Origin of the sequence: Bradyrhizobium sp. CCBAU 11357 (genome assembly GCF_028128865.1) — a bacterium.
In the GTDB taxonomy this organism is placed as follows: Bacteria; Pseudomonadota; Alphaproteobacteria; order Rhizobiales; family Xanthobacteraceae; genus Bradyrhizobium.
Map to the genome: position 1 here is coordinate 249,889 of NZ_LBJW01000109.1, position 14,748 is coordinate 264,636.

General features: G+C 66.8%; 16 protein-coding genes. 10 read left to right on the top strand and 6 right to left on the bottom strand.

Annotated elements, in window-relative coordinates; all coding sequences use genetic code 11:
• Positions 1–3: 3 nt before the first annotated feature.
• Positions 4–216 carry a hypothetical protein gene (locus tag XI05_RS29665; protein WP_271508366.1) on the bottom strand — a complete coding sequence of 71 codons (213 nt, stop codon included), beginning with the start codon at positions 214–216 and terminating at the stop codon, positions 4–6.
• A gap of 58 nt (positions 217–274) precedes the next feature.
• Here XI05_RS29665 and XI05_RS29670 point away from each other — a divergent pair, with 58 nt between their 5' ends.
• The 5 genes from XI05_RS29670 to XI05_RS29690 are packed head-to-tail and all read left to right on the top strand — an operon-like array spanning position 275 to position 7,579.
• Positions 275–1,663 carry an SWIM zinc finger family protein gene (locus XI05_RS29670; protein WP_271508368.1) on the top strand — a complete coding sequence of 463 codons (1,389 nt, stop codon included), beginning with the start codon at positions 275–277 and terminating at the stop codon, positions 1,661–1,663.
• Positions 1,656–3,086: a DUF5691 domain-containing protein gene (locus XI05_RS29675; protein ID WP_271508370.1), complete on the top strand. Its 1,431-nt coding sequence runs from the start codon at positions 1,656–1,658 to the stop codon at positions 3,084–3,086. The genes XI05_RS29670 and XI05_RS29675 overlap by 8 nt, the downstream gene beginning before the upstream one ends.
• Positions 3,083–4,159: an ATP-binding protein gene (locus tag XI05_RS29680; RefSeq protein ID WP_271508372.1), complete on the top strand. Its 1,077-nt coding sequence runs from the start codon at positions 3,083–3,085 to the stop codon at positions 4,157–4,159. The genes XI05_RS29675 and XI05_RS29680 overlap by 4 nt, the downstream gene beginning before the upstream one ends.
• A gap of 16 nt (positions 4,160–4,175) precedes the next feature.
• Complete coding sequence (locus XI05_RS29685; protein ID WP_271508374.1) at positions 4,176–6,401, top strand: DUF5682 family protein; 2,226 nt, start codon at positions 4,176–4,178, stop codon at positions 6,399–6,401.
• The gene (locus tag XI05_RS29690; protein WP_271508376.1) at positions 6,398–7,579 is read left to right on the top strand and encodes a VWA domain-containing protein; all 1,182 of its coding nucleotides are present in this window, start codon (positions 6,398–6,400) and stop codon (positions 7,577–7,579) included. Before XI05_RS29685 ends, XI05_RS29690 begins: the two co-directional genes overlap by 4 nt.
• Before the next feature lie 53 nt (positions 7,580–7,632).
• Here XI05_RS29690 and XI05_RS29695 read toward each other — a convergent pair whose 3' ends face one another.
• Both XI05_RS29695 and XI05_RS29700 read right to left on the bottom strand, forming a co-directional pair.
• Positions 7,633–8,376 (bottom strand): 2-keto-4-pentenoate hydratase, encoded by a 744-nt coding sequence (locus XI05_RS29695; RefSeq protein ID WP_271508378.1) that lies wholly within the window; start codon positions 8,374–8,376, stop codon positions 7,633–7,635.
• 80 nt (positions 8,377–8,456) lie between these two features.
• Positions 8,457–8,915, bottom strand: coding sequence for a MarR family winged helix-turn-helix transcriptional regulator (locus XI05_RS29700; protein ID WP_271508381.1), 459 nt, complete (start codon positions 8,913–8,915; stop codon positions 8,457–8,459).
• 148 nt (positions 8,916–9,063) lie between these two features.
• Here XI05_RS29700 and XI05_RS29705 point away from each other — a divergent pair, with 148 nt between their 5' ends.
• The 4 genes from XI05_RS29705 (at position 9,064) to XI05_RS29720 (ending at position 11,322) form a co-directional block, all read left to right on the top strand.
• Entirely contained in the window at positions 9,064–9,465 is a 402-nt protein-coding gene (locus XI05_RS29705; RefSeq protein ID WP_271508383.1) for an Ohr family peroxiredoxin, read from the top strand.
• A gap of 77 nt (positions 9,466–9,542) precedes the next feature.
• The gene (locus tag XI05_RS29710; protein ID WP_271508384.1) at positions 9,543–9,956 is read left to right on the top strand and encodes a cupin domain-containing protein; all 414 of its coding nucleotides are present in this window, start codon (positions 9,543–9,545) and stop codon (positions 9,954–9,956) included.
• Between the two features lie 54 nt (positions 9,957–10,010).
• Positions 10,011–10,883: a bifunctional helix-turn-helix transcriptional regulator/GNAT family N-acetyltransferase gene (locus tag XI05_RS29715; protein WP_271508385.1), complete on the top strand. Its 873-nt coding sequence runs from the start codon at positions 10,011–10,013 to the stop codon at positions 10,881–10,883.
• A 52-nt stretch (positions 10,884–10,935) separates the two neighbouring features.
• Entirely contained in the window at positions 10,936–11,322 is a 387-nt protein-coding gene (locus tag XI05_RS29720) for an ester cyclase (protein WP_271508386.1), read from the top strand.
• A gap of 21 nt (positions 11,323–11,343) precedes the next feature.
• On the opposite strand, the gene XI05_RS29725 is transcribed toward XI05_RS29720, so the two are convergent.
• From XI05_RS29725 to XI05_RS29735, 3 genes are all read right to left on the bottom strand, one after another.
• On the bottom strand, positions 11,344–12,567 hold the full coding sequence (locus XI05_RS29725) for an MFS transporter (protein ID WP_271508387.1): 1,224 nt from the start codon (positions 12,565–12,567) through the stop codon (positions 11,344–11,346).
• Positions 12,568–12,834: 267 nt separating this feature from the next.
• The gene (locus XI05_RS29730) at positions 12,835–13,410 is read right to left on the bottom strand and encodes a DUF308 domain-containing protein (RefSeq protein WP_271508388.1); all 576 of its coding nucleotides are present in this window, start codon (positions 13,408–13,410) and stop codon (positions 12,835–12,837) included.
• 77 nt (positions 13,411–13,487) lie between these two features.
• The gene (locus tag XI05_RS29735) at positions 13,488–14,072 is read right to left on the bottom strand and encodes a TetR/AcrR family transcriptional regulator (protein ID WP_271508390.1); all 585 of its coding nucleotides are present in this window, start codon (positions 14,070–14,072) and stop codon (positions 13,488–13,490) included.
• Between the two features lie 79 nt (positions 14,073–14,151).
• Between XI05_RS29735 and XI05_RS29740 the strand changes: the two genes are divergently transcribed.
• Positions 14,152–14,652, top strand: coding sequence for a peptide deformylase (locus XI05_RS29740; RefSeq protein WP_271508392.1), 501 nt, complete (start codon positions 14,152–14,154; stop codon positions 14,650–14,652).
• Positions 14,653–14,748: the final 96 nt, after the last annotated feature.

Genomic DNA, 14,748 nt, shown 5'->3' on the forward strand with positions numbered 1-14,748 from the left:
AACTCACAAAGAGCGGCAGCACATCAACTTCGCTGTTGCCATGCGAGCAACAGCACCCTGCCGGACGACAAGCACACGACCTAACTCGTGCAGGCGCATGCGCTGATCGCGGCAAAGCTCTCGCGGAAGGTCCGCCATGAGCTTGAGCTCGACTTGGCGGAAGCCGAGCGGCACGACCATCCCCGCGTGCAGCACCTGGATCGCTCGCGGCGACATTGAGCTTTCATCCTGTACCGATATACTGCCGCTCCTGGATTCGATTTGGGACAGCGGCGTGGCGATTGATCTGAAAGCCGTCGAGCAACTCGCTACCGATCAATCCTCGCTCAAGGCGGCGGCTGGCCTCGCCAAGCCCGCCAAATGGTCCGGCGTCGGCGCAAGCCAGGATGGCGCCCTGATCTGGGGCGAATGCGCGGGCTCCGGCGCCAATCCGTACCGCGTGATGGCCGACCTCCGCGATCTCGGCAACAAGTGCACCTGCCCTTCGCGCAAATTCCCATGCAAGCACGTGCTCGGCCTGTTGTGGCTGAATGCAGAAGCGATCGTGCCGTTCGTGCCCGCGGAAACACCGGCCTGGGTCAGCGATTGGCTGGGCCGCCGGCGCGGCACGTCCGCGGCAAAGCCCGCGAGCAATGCGCCGCCCGCCGGCGACAAGGATTTGCGCGCCGCGCGCGCGGCCGAGCCCGAAGTCGCCGACGATCCGAAAGATATCGCGCGGCGCGAGGCCCAGGTCGCCAGACGCAGCGAGGAGACCGACCGGGCCATTCTCGACGCGCTGGATGCGCTCGAGCAATGGATCGGCGATCAGCTGCGGCTGGGATTGTCGGGCTTCATCGACGATGCCACCGCGCGATGCCGGCGGATCGCGGCACGGCTGGTCGACGGCAAGGCCGCGGTGCTCGCCGGCCGGATCGACGAACTGCCGTCCCGCCTGCTCGCACTTGCCGCAGGCGACCGGCCACGTGCCGCCGTGGTCGAGCTCGGCAAGCTGGTCCTGCTCGCGCGCGCCTTCCGTGCCGCGCCGCGCGATGCCGAGATCAGGCGCGCCGTCGCCGCATCGGAAACGCGCGAGACCGTGCTGAGCGATCCGCAAGCGCTGCGGGTCGATGCGCGCTGGGAGGTCCTGGCCGAGCAGGTGCAGACGCGCCGCGACGGATTGGTGTCGCAAACGACCTGGCTGCTCAATCTGGCCCCGAACGGTCCGCGCTTTGCGATGCTGCTCGACTTCTTCCCAGCGAGTGCCGGACGACGCGGCTCGGTTTTCACGCCCGGCGACCGATTCCAGGCTGAGCTCGTCTTCTATCCGTCGCAGCAGCCGCTGCGCGCCCTGCTCGTGCGGCGCGATGCGAGCGAAGAGACACCTGCCTTGGAATGGCCGGCTGCAGACACCGCGCTCGGCGACGCCTTGACACGCCCCCTGCTCGCAGAGCCGTGGGTGATCGAAATGCCGCTGCTGCTGCCGCAGGGGCGGATCGCGCGCGACGAGACAGGGGGTGCCTGGTGGCGCGCGGCCGACGGCACCGCCACGCTGCCCGTCGCCGGCAACGCGGAGGGCCTGCTGGCCGGAACAGAGCTGATGCGCACAGCCGCGATCTGGTCGGGCAACCGGCTCACGATCCTGGCCGCACAGACCGCTTGGGGACGGATCGGCAGCGATGAGTGATGTCATCAAGGCCGAGACGATCTACGACGCGATGGGTGCAGTGCTCACGCGCTGGACCATGGGATCAACAGCCGCGCCAGCAGCCTCGTTCTGGCGCGCCGAGCTCGGCGACGATCCGGTCGAGGCCGAGTTGCGGCTGCTTGCACTTTCGGGTCAGTTTCTCGGCACCGCAGTGACGATGGAGCCCTCCTCATCGCTTCGCATTCTGCCCGACATCCCCGCGCTTACATTGCCGACTGTGCCCGAGACCTTGCGTCCGCTGGTGCGCCGGATCCTGACCACGAAGAAGCAGGGCAAGGTCAAGACCGACCTCGTCCACTTCCTCGCGGCGCGCGGCTGGACGATGCATCCTGCCGACTGGATGCCCCGAGCCGATGATGACGATGCGCCCGATCTCTATGCCGGGTGGCGCGACTGGGCGGCGATTGCAGCGTCCGATAGCGCCGCACGGCGGCAGACGGACGACCGGCTCAGCGCCGAGAATTGGGACGATTTCTGGCCGGCAGCGCGCAAGGTCGCGTTGGCCGAGCTCAGGAGGCGCGACCCGTCCGCGGCGCGCGCAGTGCTGGAGGCAAAGCTCGCCGGTGAGACGGCCGACACGCGGTGGCGCCTGTTGTCTTTGCTGTCGGAACGGCTGTCCGATGAGGATCTCGCCTTTCTCGAAGACGTCGCGGCGAACGATCGTGCCCCCAAGGTCAAGGCGCTTGCGACCTCGCTGCTCGCACGCCTTGGCCGCGGCCCTGCTGCGGGCGAGGACACGGCGGAGCTCGCCGGATTTTTCGCGGTGAAGACCAAGGGCCTGTTGCGCCGCTCGCGCGTGGTCCAGGCCGAGCCACTCAAGACGGCGGCACAATCGCTGCGCCGAAAGGCGCTGTTCGATGGCGCCGACCTTACATCGTTCGCCGGCGCGCTGGGCCTTGCACCGCAGGAGCTGATCGCGGCCTGGGACTGGAATACAGACCAGACCGCCGATGCGGCGCTGGTCGATCTGATCATGGCCACGGGAGCCGACGCGCAAGTCTCGCAAGCGGCCGACGCCGTCAGCGAACACGATGCGACTGGCCTCATCATATCGCTGGCTGCCCGGCTTGCACCCGCCGAGCGCGCAAGGCACGCCGAGGCGGCCTTGAACGCGCGCGGCGTCCGTTTCGAGCTGGCGCAACTGATCGCGGGAACGGCTGCGCGGCTTCGAGATCCACTGTCCGCACCTGCGGGCAAGACGCTGCTTGCGGCGCTCCAGCGGGACGATGCGAGGCCCTCCGACGACGCTGAGGAATTTCATGCGCTCGGCCTGATTGCCTCACGCGAGGGTGCGCGAGGCGCGCTGAATGGTCTAGCCGGTGCAGGCCTGCTGCAGGGCGACCCGCGCCTCGACATGCTGCGGCTCAACGCCGCGTTGGACGACAAGGGAGCAAAACCATGAACGAGAAACTGCGCCTGCCCGCCGAGGAGAGCTATGCGGCGGAGCTGAAGGCGCTTGCGACGGCCGATCAGCATCGCCCACCGGGCTGGGCACTCGCACCGCGGCAGGTCGTAACCTATCTGATGGGCGGCAAGGCGGTTGATGGCACTGTGATCACGCCCAAGTATGTCGGAGACCGGCGTCTGATCGAGACCGCCGTTGCGACGCTCGCGACCGATCGCGCGCTGTTGCTGCTGGGCGTACCGGGCACGGCGAAGTCATGGGTCTCCGAGCACCTCGCCGCGGGCATCACCGGCGACTCGACACTCGTGATCCAGTGCACGGCTGGCACTGACGAGAACCAGATCCGCTACGGCTGGAATTACGCTCAATTGCTCGCACACGGTCCGCGCCGCGAAGCCCTGGTCCCAACTCCGCTGATGCGCGCGATGGAGAGCGGCAAGCTTTGCCGTTTCGAAGAGCTGACGCGAATGGGCAGCGACGTGCAGGACACGCTGATCACCGTGCTGTCGGAAAAGATGATGCCAATCCCCGAGCTCAACACCGCCGTGTACGCCCAGCGCGGCTTCAACATCATCGCGACCGCGAACAACCGCGACAAGGGCGTCAATGAACTGTCCTCGGCGCTCAAGCGCCGCTTCAACGTCGTCGTGCTGCCCTTGCCAGACAGCGCCGAGGAGGAAGTGGCGATCATCGTCAAGCGCGTCGGCGAGATGGCGCAGACTCTCGACCTGCCGGCGCCGAAGAACGTCGCCGACGAGGTGGCGCGGGTGGTCTCGATCTTCCGCGAGCTGCGCTCGGGCTCGACCGAGGACGGCAAGGTCGCGCTGAAGTCGCCCTCGGGGGGCTTGTCGACGGCCGAGGCAATCGCGGTGATGATCGGCGGGATCAGCCAGGCGACCTTCTTCAATGACGGCAAGCTGACGCCCGAAACGCTCGCCAGCAACATGATCGGCGCGGTGGTCAAGGACCCGGTGCAGGACACGGCCGTACTCGGCGAATATCTCGAGACCGTGCTGAAGAAGCGACGCGGCTTCGAAGGCTATTACGCGTCGCTGACCGACTTGATCTGACGGAGCGGCGCGAGCGATGGCGGGCCAGGTCTCTCTCTTCGGCATCCGGCATCACGGCCCCGGCTCTGCGCGGCGGCTGGTGGACGCGCTCGACGCGCTGAAACCGGTGGCGGTGCTGATCGAAGGCCCGGCGGATGCATCCGAGCTGCTGCCGATGCTCGCCGATCCCGACCTGGTAACGCCGGTGGCCCTCCTCACCTATGCCGAGGACAATCCGGCGAATGCCAGCTTCTTTCCCTTTGCCGATTATTCGCCGGAATACCAGGCCGCACGCTGGGCGGTGCGTCACGGCGCGACCCTGCGCTTCATCGACCTGCCGGCATCGGACCGGCTGGGTGCCAGCGATGGCGATATCGCGGAGGAGATCGCAGCAAGGGCCGAGGCCGACCCGGTCAGCCACGATCCGATCGGCGCGCTCGCAACTGCCGCAGGCTATGACGATGGCGAATCCTGGTGGTCCGACGTCATCGAGGAGAATCCCGCAACGGGCCCGATCTTCACGGCCGTTGCCGATGCGATGACCGCGCTACGCGCGGACGAAAAATCACTGTCGGCGCGCGAGGCCGCGCGCGAAGCGCATATGCGGATCGAGATCGCGAAAGCGACCAAAGAATGCGACGGCGCCGTTGCGGTCGTCTGCGGCGCCTGGCACGTGCCGGCGCTCGCCGAGCGCCGCAGCCTTGCTGCGGATCGCGAATTGCTCAAGGGCCGGCCCAGGACCAAGATCAAGGCGACCTGGGCGCCATGGACCGCGCCGCGGCTGGCGCGCGCAAGCGGCTATGGCGCGGGCGTCGTGGCGCCGGGATGGTGCGCACATGTCTGGGACACGCGCGACCGCGATCGCGCTGCCGAGTGGCTTGCCAAGGTGACGCGCGTGCTGCGCGATCGCGGCCATTTCGTATCCACCGCCTCGGTGATCGAGGCGCAGCGGCTGGGGACGGCACTCGCGGCGCTGCGTGACCGGCCCGCGCCCGGCTTCGCAGAGCTGCGCGAGGCGGCCATCGCCTGCCTCTGCAACGGCGAGCGCGCCATGTGGGACGACATTTCGGCCGAACTCCTGATCGGCGCGGGCGTCGGTGCAATCCCAGCATCGACACCGCTCGCGCCGCTGCTCGAAGATCTCCAGCGTCAACAGAAAGCGACGCGCCTCAAGCCGGAAGCGCTGGAGCGGGCGCTCACACTCGATCTGCGCAGCGAAAGCGGCTTGATGCGTTCCACGCTACTGCACCGGCTGAACGCGCTCGACGTGCCCTGGGGACGGTTGACGGATGTGGGGCGCAGCCGCGGTACGTTCCGCGAGAACTGGCAATTGCGCTGGGAGCCGGAATTCGCGGTCAGGCTGGTGGAAAATCTGCTCTACGGTTCGACCATCGCGGAAGCCGCGGGCGGGCGCCTGATGGAAGCGATGGGCAAGGAAGCCGAGCTTGGCCCGCTGGCGAGCCTGGTGCGCAATGCCATGATCGCCGACCTGGCGCGCGCCACCGAGTTCGGCATCGCCGCGCTGGAGACGAAGGCGGCGCTGACGAGCGACGGCCCGTCGCTCCTTGCCGCACTGCCGCCGATGGCCGATATCCTGCGCTATGGCGAGGCGCGCACCGGCACGGTCGAGCATCTGACGGCGCTGATGCCGCGTATCGTGGTGCAGGCGGCACTTGCCTTGCCCTATGCTGCGCGCAATCTCGATGCGCCGGCGGCAGCCAAGCTGCGCGGTGCGCTCCTTGCGGCCGACGCCGCGATCCAGCTCGCCCAGATCGAGGCCGACATCGTGGCCGGCTGGCGCGATGCGCTGCGGGCACTGATGAATGACGATCACGCGACCCGCCTGATCGCCGGCACCGCCGCGCGGCTGCTCTACGAAGCCGAACTGCTGACAGCCGATCATGCCGCGGACCTGCTGACCAGAATGCTCTCGCCCGGAACGCCGGTCGCGGAAGCGGCGGGATTCTTCGAAGGCTTCTTCGAGGGCGCCGGCCAGCGGCTAATCCACGATGCGGCGCTACGGGGCGCGGTCGATGCCTGGTTGATGACGCTGGACGAGGAGGGCTTCACCGCCAGCCTGCCCTTGTTCCGCCGCGTCTTCTCCGCCTTGGACCGAACCGAGCGCCGGCGGCTGATGGATGCGCTCTTCGCGCGAAGCACCGGTGCCGCCAGAGGCTATCGGCTGATTGCCGGCGCAAACGAGATCTGGCCGGCGCACCAGGTCCGCGTACTCGAACTTGTCAAGGCGGGAGCGGCGCGATGAGCGATGCCGATGAACGCAGCCGCCGCTGGACGCTCGCCCTCGGCGTCGACGCCGAAGGCGCCGAGAACGGCCCTGCTCTGTCCGCCAGCGATCGCCGCATGTCCGAGGCGTTGACGGCGCTCTACGGCGACGGCGACGAAGCCCCGAAGAAGGGCCGCGGCGGGCTCGGCGGCTCGGCACCGCGCGTCGCAAAATGGCTCGGGGATATCAGGGAGTTCTTCCCCGCGCCGGTGGTCCAGGTGATCCAGAAGGATGCCTTCGAGCGCAAGGGCCTGCGCCAGATGCTGGTCGAGCCCGAATTCCTCGCGACCGTCGAGGCCGATGTCAGCCTGATCGCCGATCTGGTCGCGCTGCGCGGCGTGATGCCTGAGAAGACCAAGGACACCGCCCGCACTGTGATCGCCAAGGTGGTGGCCGAGCTGATGGAGCGGCTGGAGCGGCGCACCGCGGATGCGGTCCGCGGCGCCTTGAACCGGTCGATACGCACCAACCGCCCGCGCTTTGCCGACATCGACTGGCCGCGCACCATCAAGGCCAATCTGCGCCACTATCAGGCGGAGCATCGCACGATCGTGCCCGAACGACTGATCGGTTTCTTGCGCCAGCAGCGCCGCATCGTCGATCTCGACGAGGTGATCCTGTGTGTCGACCAGTCGGGCTCGATGGCTACCTCCGTCGTCTATGCATCGATCTTCGCGGCGGTGATGGCTTCGCTCCCGGTGGTCGCGACCAAGCTCGTCTGTTTCGACACCGCGATCGTCGACCTGACGGAGGAGCTCGCCGATCCCGTCGAGGTGCTGTTCGGCGTCCAGCTCGGCGGCGGCACCGACATCAACCGCGCCGTCGCCTATTGCGAGGAGCGCATCGAACGGCCCGCGAAAGCGCATCTGATCCTGATCACCGACCTCTATGAGGGCGGCAATGCAAACGAGCTGGTTGACCGGCTGGCGCGGCTCGCAATGCGCGGCATCAACGTGATCGTGCTGCTGGCACTGACCGACACCGGCTATCCCTCCTATGATCCTGCGTTGTCGGCAAAGGTCGCAAGTCTAGGCATCCCCGTCTTCGCCTGCACGCCGGATCAGTTTCCGGATCTGATGGCGACCGCGCTGAAGCGCGAGGACGTCGCCGCGTGGGCGGCCGATCAGGACATCAAGCTGATCCGCCCCCAAAGCTGAGCATGATGCGGAAAGCGCGTCGCGGCTGGCCGAAGCGAAGCAAGCCTCGTTGCTCAGAAATCGACAGTAACTTCGCCGAAACCCACAAGGCGTGCACGGGCGCTGGTCCCCGCTTCTGCGAAGACCATGCCGGTGCACGAACCGGTCGTGACGATCTGGCCCGGCAAGAGAGGCAGACCCCGGTCCGCACAATGGCGGACGAGCCAGCGCAGCAAACGCCAGATGTCTCCTGCCGGATTGCCGCCAATGATTCGACGGCTGATGTCTTCACCGATCGAGAGATCCGCCTCGACGGCCCTCAGATCGATGGCAGCAGGGCTGACTGTCGAGGCCGCCCCGATCAGCAACGCACCGTGGCTCTGCAAATCCGCGAGCTGGGCCAGGGCGGCACTGTTCGTCCAATCCTCGAGGCGCGTCTCGACGATCTCGATGGCGGGATAGACGGCGTCGAACGCACGTGCCAGCTCGCGATCGGGCAATGCGGCGTCTTCAGCGGTGAGCGCGCGCCCGACCCGGAGCGCGACCTCCACCTCGACACCCCGAAGGCGGAATTCCGAACCGAGCCGCGCGCCGGAGGCAAGCAGGCCTGGTGCGGGCAGCGGCGCGCAGACGGGCTCGGCGTCCGGGCCCGACGCGCCGACCTTCCAGCCGCCGAGCGGACCGATCTGGGCAAGCGTGGCATCCTGGATCGCGTAGGCGCCCGCACGATCCGAAGGGAGGATGTCACGCCAGCCGACCGATTCGCCTTTGCTTCGGGCTGCGATCAACCGGTCCGCCGCTTCACTCGCGTTGCTCACGATGTCCTCCCGTAATGGGGCCCGGCCTCGGCGACGGGCGTGCCGCGGCGGGGACTCCCGATCTGTCCTGTCTCGATGTGCTAGTCATCGGCCTTGGTCGCACGCAGCAGATTGTCGCGCAATCTGCTCACCGTCTTCTGCACCACCGGAAAATCATCGCCAAGACCTGTCGCCACAATCAGCGACCCGCCGAGATCCTGCTCGATCAGCTTGCGCCCCGCGGGCGTCAGGCTCAGGCGCACCTGCCGCTCGTCGGCGGGATCGCGGTGGCGCTTGATCAGCCCAATCTGCTCGAGCTTCTTCAGGATCGGCGTCAGCGTGTTGGATTCCAGGAACAGTTTCTCGCCCAGCGTGCTGACGGTCTGCTCGTCCTCGTCCGACAGCGCCACCAGGGCGATGTACTGCGTGTAGGTCAGGCCGACCTTGTCCAGCAGGGGCTTATAGGCCCGACCGAAGGCGAGATTGGCCGAATAGATCGCAAAGCACAGGAAATTCGACAGTTTTCGGCCTTTGCCGGCAGCTTTAGGGGGACGGGCCACGGGAACCTCCGCAATTCGTGATCTGCCGACCAATATAAATCGTATCCGATTAAATCGGAAGAGCTTGACCGGTGGGTGCGGCGAGTATATTTCCATGCGCATCCGATTAGATCGGATACGATCAATCAGTCAACCGAAGGATACGACCATGACCTCCGCTGCAAAGGTTCTCTTCACCGGCAAGACCCACGTCACCTCGGGCGCCGACGGCGCCGCGCACTCCAGTGACGGCTTCCTAAACGTCAAGCTGGCCCAGCCGCACCCAGCCGCCGAAAACCTGTTCGCCGCCGCCTGGTCGGCCTGCTATCTCGGCGCGATCGGGCTCGCTGCTGCCCAGCGCAAGGTCAAGCTGCCGAGCGAGCCGTCGGTCGACACCGCGATCGACCTGAACAACGCCGGCGGCGCCTTCTTCCTGCGTGCCCGTCTCGACGTCAGCGTCCCCGGTGTCGATCGCGCGGTCGCGCAGGAACTGATCGAGGCCGCTCACGGCATCTGCCCCTACTCCAAGGCGGTGCACGGCAACATCGAAGTGACCACCACCCTCGTCTGAAGCGCCACGACGCGGACCGGCCGCCATCGGCCGGGCCCGCGCGGCGCGGACAATCTAGCGACCACAAGGAGCCGACCATGAGCCATCGTCATCTGCGAACCCTCCGCGTGCTCACGAGCGCGGTGCTGCTCGCGGCGAACCTGTTCACGCTGCCGGCCGCGGCGGCGCAGGCCGGCGTCGCGCGCACCGACCTCCAGCGCCACGATCTCAGCACGCCCGGGCGCGAGGCCGTGCAAGTGCGCGTCGACCTTGCCCCGGGCGTGGCGTTCGGCCGGCACACCCATCCGGGCGAAGAGATCATCTACGTGCTTGCGGGCGCGATCGAATACGACGTCGAGGGCAAGCCGCCGGTCACGCTGAGAGCCGGCGACGTGCTGTTCATCCCTGCCGGCACGGTGCATGCAGCGAAGAACCTGGGCGGCGAGACCGCCAGCGAGCTTGCGACCTATATCGTCGCCAAGGACAAGCCGCTGTTGACGCTGGTGAAGTGAGGCCGGCGCTCCCTCGATTGACCTGCGCATGATATCTGACTAAAGTCAGACATCATGCTCGACCCAGTCTCCCGCGTTCGCCGCTTCAACCGCGCCGTCACCTCGGCAGTCGGAGCACTCGATACGTCGTTTCTCGGGCGCGGTCGGCCGCTCGGCGCGGCGCGCGTGCTCAATGCGATCGGGCACGGGCGTTCGGACGTCGCCGAGATCCGCGACTATCTCGGGCTCGATTCCGGGCTGATGAGCCGGCTGCTCCGCAGCCTCGAGGACGAGGGGCTGGTCGAGACCACCGCGCATGCGGACGACGCCCGCCGCCGCGTGGCGCGGCTGACGCGCACGGGCCGGCGCGAGTTCGCAGCCTACGAGGCGCTCTCGAACGCGCAGGCCGAAGGCTTCCTCGCTCAGAATTCGCAAGCCGAGGCCTTGCTCGCCGCGATGGACCTGATCGCATCCGCATTGACGCGAGAGCGCGTTTCGCTGGATGAGATCGACCCTCAGTCCGAACCGGCGCGCTATTGTCTCGGCGAGTACTATGCCGAGCTCGGCCGCCGCTTCAAACAGGGCTTTGACGTCTCGCTGTCGCGCGACCCCGACGCCAAGGACATGCGCCGGCCGCGCGGCACCTTCATCGTCGCGATGTCGGACACGCTGCCGATCGGGTGCGTGGGCTTGAAGGGAACCGATCACGGCTACGCCGAGATCAAGCGGCTCTGGGTCGCCCCGGCCGCGCGCGGACTGCGGCTCGGCCGCCGCTTGATGGACGCGACCGAGGCCGCAGCACGCGAGCTCGGCATCACGCTGCTGCGGCTCGACACCAACAGCGCGCTGCCCGAGGCAGCTCAGCTCTACCGTACCACCGGCTGGCGCGAGATTCCCCGCTTCAATGACGATCCCTATCCGGACCTGTTCTTCGAGAAGCGGCTCTGATGCTGGACCGGTTCGCGATCCTCGCGCGTTAGGTCGAAGTGGGAGCTTCGATATGACGAGAGACGACCTCGCCGACATCTACCGCGCCTACATCACCTGCCTGAATCGGCGGGATTGGCCGGCACTCGGACAATTCGTGCATGATGAGGTCGCCCACAACGCGCGGCCCCTTGGGCTTGAGGGCTATCGCGCGATGCTGGAACAGGATGTTCGGCAGATACCCGATCTGCAGTTCCACATCGAGATGCTGATCTCCGATCCTCCCCGCATCGCCGCCCGATTGAAGTTTGACTGCACGCCGGCTGGACCGTTCCTTGGTCTTGCCGTCAACGGGCGGCGCGTGTCCTTCTGCGAGAACGTGTTCTACGAATTTCGAGACGGAAAGATCCGGCAGGTCTGGTCGGTCATCGACAAGGTCGCGATCGAGGCGCAGCTCTGACGCCGCGCCTCGATCGCGAATTCATGCCGCCGCCGGCGCCACCTCGCCTTGCGGCTTTGCGAACGGGCGGAACGTCATCGCCATCAGGAAGGCCCCTAAGCCCATCGCCCAGGAGGCGATGTAGAGCCAGGCATAGCTGGAGAAGGCATCGTAGATCAGGCCGCCGGCGAGCGGGCCGGTCGCCATGCCGAGGCTGCCGGCCATGGCCGTGCCGCCGATCACCGTGCCCATCATCTTGAGCGGAAAGTTCTCGCGGATGAGAACGGCGTAGAGCGGCATGGTGCCGGCATAGATGAAGCCGAAGATCGCGCCGACCGCATAGAACGTCGTGAGCTGTTGCGCGAAGACATAGGCGAGCGCACCGAAGGCCTGCAGCAGCAGGCCCGAGACCAGCACGCGCTTGGCGCCGAAGCGGTCGCCCATCAGGCCGAAGGCGATGCGCCCGCCGAGGCCGGCAAACCCCTCGATGCTGTAGATCGTCACCGCCGCGACCAGCGGGATGCCGCAGCTCACGGCATAGCTGACGGTGTGGATGATCGGGCCGGAATGCGTCGCGCAGCAGAAGAAGTTGGTGGCGAGCAGGATCAGGAATTGCGGCGAACGCAGCGCCTCACCCATCGACATCTCGTTTTGTCCGGCGGCGGCTTCGCCCCCGGGCGCGGCCGGGCCTTGCGCGAGCGCCGGCGGTCGGCGCACCAGGAACGAGACCGGGATCATGATGGCGCCGACCACGAGCGCAATGATCTGCATCGAGGTGCGCCAGTCGTGGCCGGAGACGAGCCAGGCCGCCAGCGGCGACATCGTCATCGGCGCCATGCCCATGCCGGCCGAGACCAGCGACACCGCAAGGCCGCGATTGGTATCGAACCAGCCGGTGACGGTCGCCATCATCGGCGCGAAGATCGCCGCGCAAGCGGCGCCGACCAACAGGCCGAACACGATCTGGAACACGATCAGCGAGGTGGCGAGGCTCGCCGCGAACAGGCTGAGCGCCAGCACGGTCGATCCGGTCAGCACCACCGGCAGCGGCCCGAACCGGTCCGTCAGCGTGCCCCAGGCCATGCTGGTGAAGGCCATCGCCAGAAAGCCGATCGTCATCGCGCTGGAGATGCCGGTCACCGACCAGCCGGTGTCCTTGGTGATCGGCTGCAGGAATACCGGCAGCGAAAACATGCCGCCGATCGCGACGCAGCCAAGCAGGCCGCCGGCGGCGACAATCACCCAGCGATAGTTGGAAGAAGTCATTTCAGTCTCCCGTCAGGTCTGTCTCGCGTGGAAGACGAATGGGAACTGCGCCGGCCGACAGGCCGACGTCGTTTTTGCCGCACGCTTTCGTGACCTGCCAACCAAACTCGAAAAACAACCCCATGCACAGTAGCGGGCGCCAGCGGGATCAATGGCTTACGAGGCTCCCCGCGCCATCATCGCAAACTGGTTTTGACACGTCGGGCAAAACAGCTGCGTCGACATGATGAGCCCCGGCATTGGAGGATGGCAGGCCTTATCCGCCGCTCACAGGGCCGCACTGCGGCGCGAGCTGCCGACCGTGAGCCAGACGGCCGAGACCAGGAAGTAGATCGCGCCGACCGCGGCATAGCCCGCGACATTCGCAATCGACGGCACCGCGGGCATCGCGGCCTGAAAGATGAAGAAGCCGCCCGCCAGGGCCGACTGGCCGCCGCTGAGCACCATGGCCCATTGCGCGCCGAAACGCTTCCATCGCCGCAGGGCCGTGCCGAGCTGGAGCAATCCGGACAGGATGGCCCAGGCCCCGAAGATTCCGAGCACCCAGTTCATGCTGACCTGCAAGGCCAGGATCACCGCGATGGTCGTCGCGAGGCTGACCAGCACGTTGAGGCCCTGCGTGCGGTTGCGGTTCAAGCCGCCGCTCCAGAGCGCATCGAGATAATTGGCCGCGGCGTCCCAGGCCGGATAGGCGACGAGCAACGCCGCTGCGATCGCCGACGACGACGGCGCGATCGCGAAGGCCGCAACAACCCAGGCGGCGGAGAACGCGGCACGCATGAAGTAGTACTGCTTCAGCCATTGCGCCTGGTCGGCGCCCAAAGCCATCTCGCTGTTTCTCATAGCTTGCTCCTTACCTACTAGTTGGTAGTTTTGATGATGCAGAAAGGTTCGAACCGCCCTGGCCTGAGCCGATCACGTCAGTGCCTGGTGGAAAGCCGCTCCAGCAGCGGTCGGGTGATGGTCGCGAAGATTTTTGGATCGCCATAGGCCCGCGCCGACAGCATCGCGCCGTGAACGGTTGCCATGAATCCCTCCGCCTCGACCCGCGCCGTGCCGGAGAGATGGAGCCGGCCTTGCCGCTTGCCGCGCTCCATCACCGCAGCCAGCCAGGACGAGAGGGAGCGGAAATGCGCGCGGACTTCGAGCGCCACCTCCTCGGGCAGGATCGGAAGCTCGCTGGCAAGGAGCGCGCAGACGCAGAACGGAGCCGTCGCGTCCTTGATGCACGCCTCCCAATAGGCGACGTAGCTTTTGAGCTGCTCGGCGGGGTCGGCGACATTGCGTTCGAGCGCCGACAGTCCCGCCTGGGCCTCCTCGCGGTAGCGCGCCACGAGGGTGCGGACCAGGTCGACCTTGCTGGCGAAATGATGGTGGATGCTCGGCTTGCGGATGCCGACGACATCGGCGATGTCGGCGTAACTGAAGCCGTTGTAGCCGCCGGCGATGATCAGCGTGCGGGCGCAGGCAAGAATGTCGTCGGCAGTCGAGGAAACGGTGCTCATGGCGCTTAGCTACCTTCCAGTAGGTAGACAGTCAAGCGGACATGCTTCAATGATCCGTGAGCGAGTGGTAGGAGCCTGCATGACCATTCGCCCGATCGTGCGCTATCCCGACCGCCGGCTTGCGCTGCCGGCCCGCCCCGTCACTCTGTTCGACGATGCCTTGCGCGAGCTCGCGCAGGATCTGCTCGACACGATGCGCGCCGCGCCCGGCATCGGCATCACGGCGCCGCATGTCGGCGTGCCCCTGCGCGTCGTGGTGCTCGAGCTCGACGCGAAGGACGGCCCGCACACTTACGTCAATCCGGAGATCACATGGGCCTCGCCGGAGATGATCATGCATCGCGAAGGCAGCGTCTCGATGCCTGGGGTCAACGACGAGGTGCAGCGCCATGCGCGGGTGCAGATCAGCTACCGGGATGTCGAGGGTAATGTGCAAAGCGAGGAATCGGAAGCCCTGCGCGCCGTGTGTCACCAGCACGAGATCGACCAGCTCGACGGGATGTTCTGGATCCAGCGGCTGTCGAGGTTGAAGCGGGAGCGGCTGGTGAAGAAGTACGAGAAGATGTCGCGGAATTCGTAGGGTGGATTAGCGAAGCGTAATCCACCATCTGAGCGCGGCGAAACGAGGGAGACGGTGGATTACGCCGCCTGCCGCGCTTCGCGCAGCAGTCTGCTA

Bases quoted from the DNA above. Each gene is read 5' to 3' on its own strand.
- XI05_RS29690 (WP_271508376.1), top strand. From the start codon at position 6,398: ATGAGCGATGCCGATGAACGCAGCCGCCGCTGGACGCTCGCCCTCGGC.
- XI05_RS29715 (WP_271508385.1), top strand. From the start codon at position 10,011: ATGCTCGACCCAGTCTCCCGCGTTCGCCGCTTCAACCGCGCCGTCACC.
- XI05_RS29725 (WP_271508387.1), bottom strand. From the start codon at position 12,567: ATGACTTCTTCCAACTATCGCTGGGTGATTGTCGCCGCCGGCGGCCTG.
- XI05_RS29705 (WP_271508383.1), top strand. From the start codon at position 9,064: ATGACCTCCGCTGCAAAGGTTCTCTTCACCGGCAAGACCCACGTCACC.
- XI05_RS29675 (WP_271508370.1), top strand. From the start codon at position 1,656: ATGAGTGATGTCATCAAGGCCGAGACGATCTACGACGCGATGGGTGCA.
- XI05_RS29665 (WP_271508366.1), bottom strand. From the start codon at position 216: ATGTCGCCGCGAGCGATCCAGGTGCTGCACGCGGGGATGGTCGTGCCG.
- XI05_RS29730 (WP_271508388.1), bottom strand. From the start codon at position 13,410: ATGAGAAACAGCGAGATGGCTTTGGGCGCCGACCAGGCGCAATGGCTG.
- XI05_RS29740 (WP_271508392.1), top strand. From the start codon at position 14,152: ATGACCATTCGCCCGATCGTGCGCTATCCCGACCGCCGGCTTGCGCTG.
- XI05_RS29680 (WP_271508372.1), top strand. From the start codon at position 3,083: ATGAACGAGAAACTGCGCCTGCCCGCCGAGGAGAGCTATGCGGCGGAG.
- XI05_RS29735 (WP_271508390.1), bottom strand. From the start codon at position 14,072: ATGAGCACCGTTTCCTCGACTGCCGACGACATTCTTGCCTGCGCCCGC.
- XI05_RS29710 (WP_271508384.1), top strand. From the start codon at position 9,543: ATGAGCCATCGTCATCTGCGAACCCTCCGCGTGCTCACGAGCGCGGTG.
- XI05_RS29720 (WP_271508386.1), top strand. From the start codon at position 10,936: ATGACGAGAGACGACCTCGCCGACATCTACCGCGCCTACATCACCTGC.
- XI05_RS29685 (WP_271508374.1), top strand. From the start codon at position 4,176: ATGGCGGGCCAGGTCTCTCTCTTCGGCATCCGGCATCACGGCCCCGGC.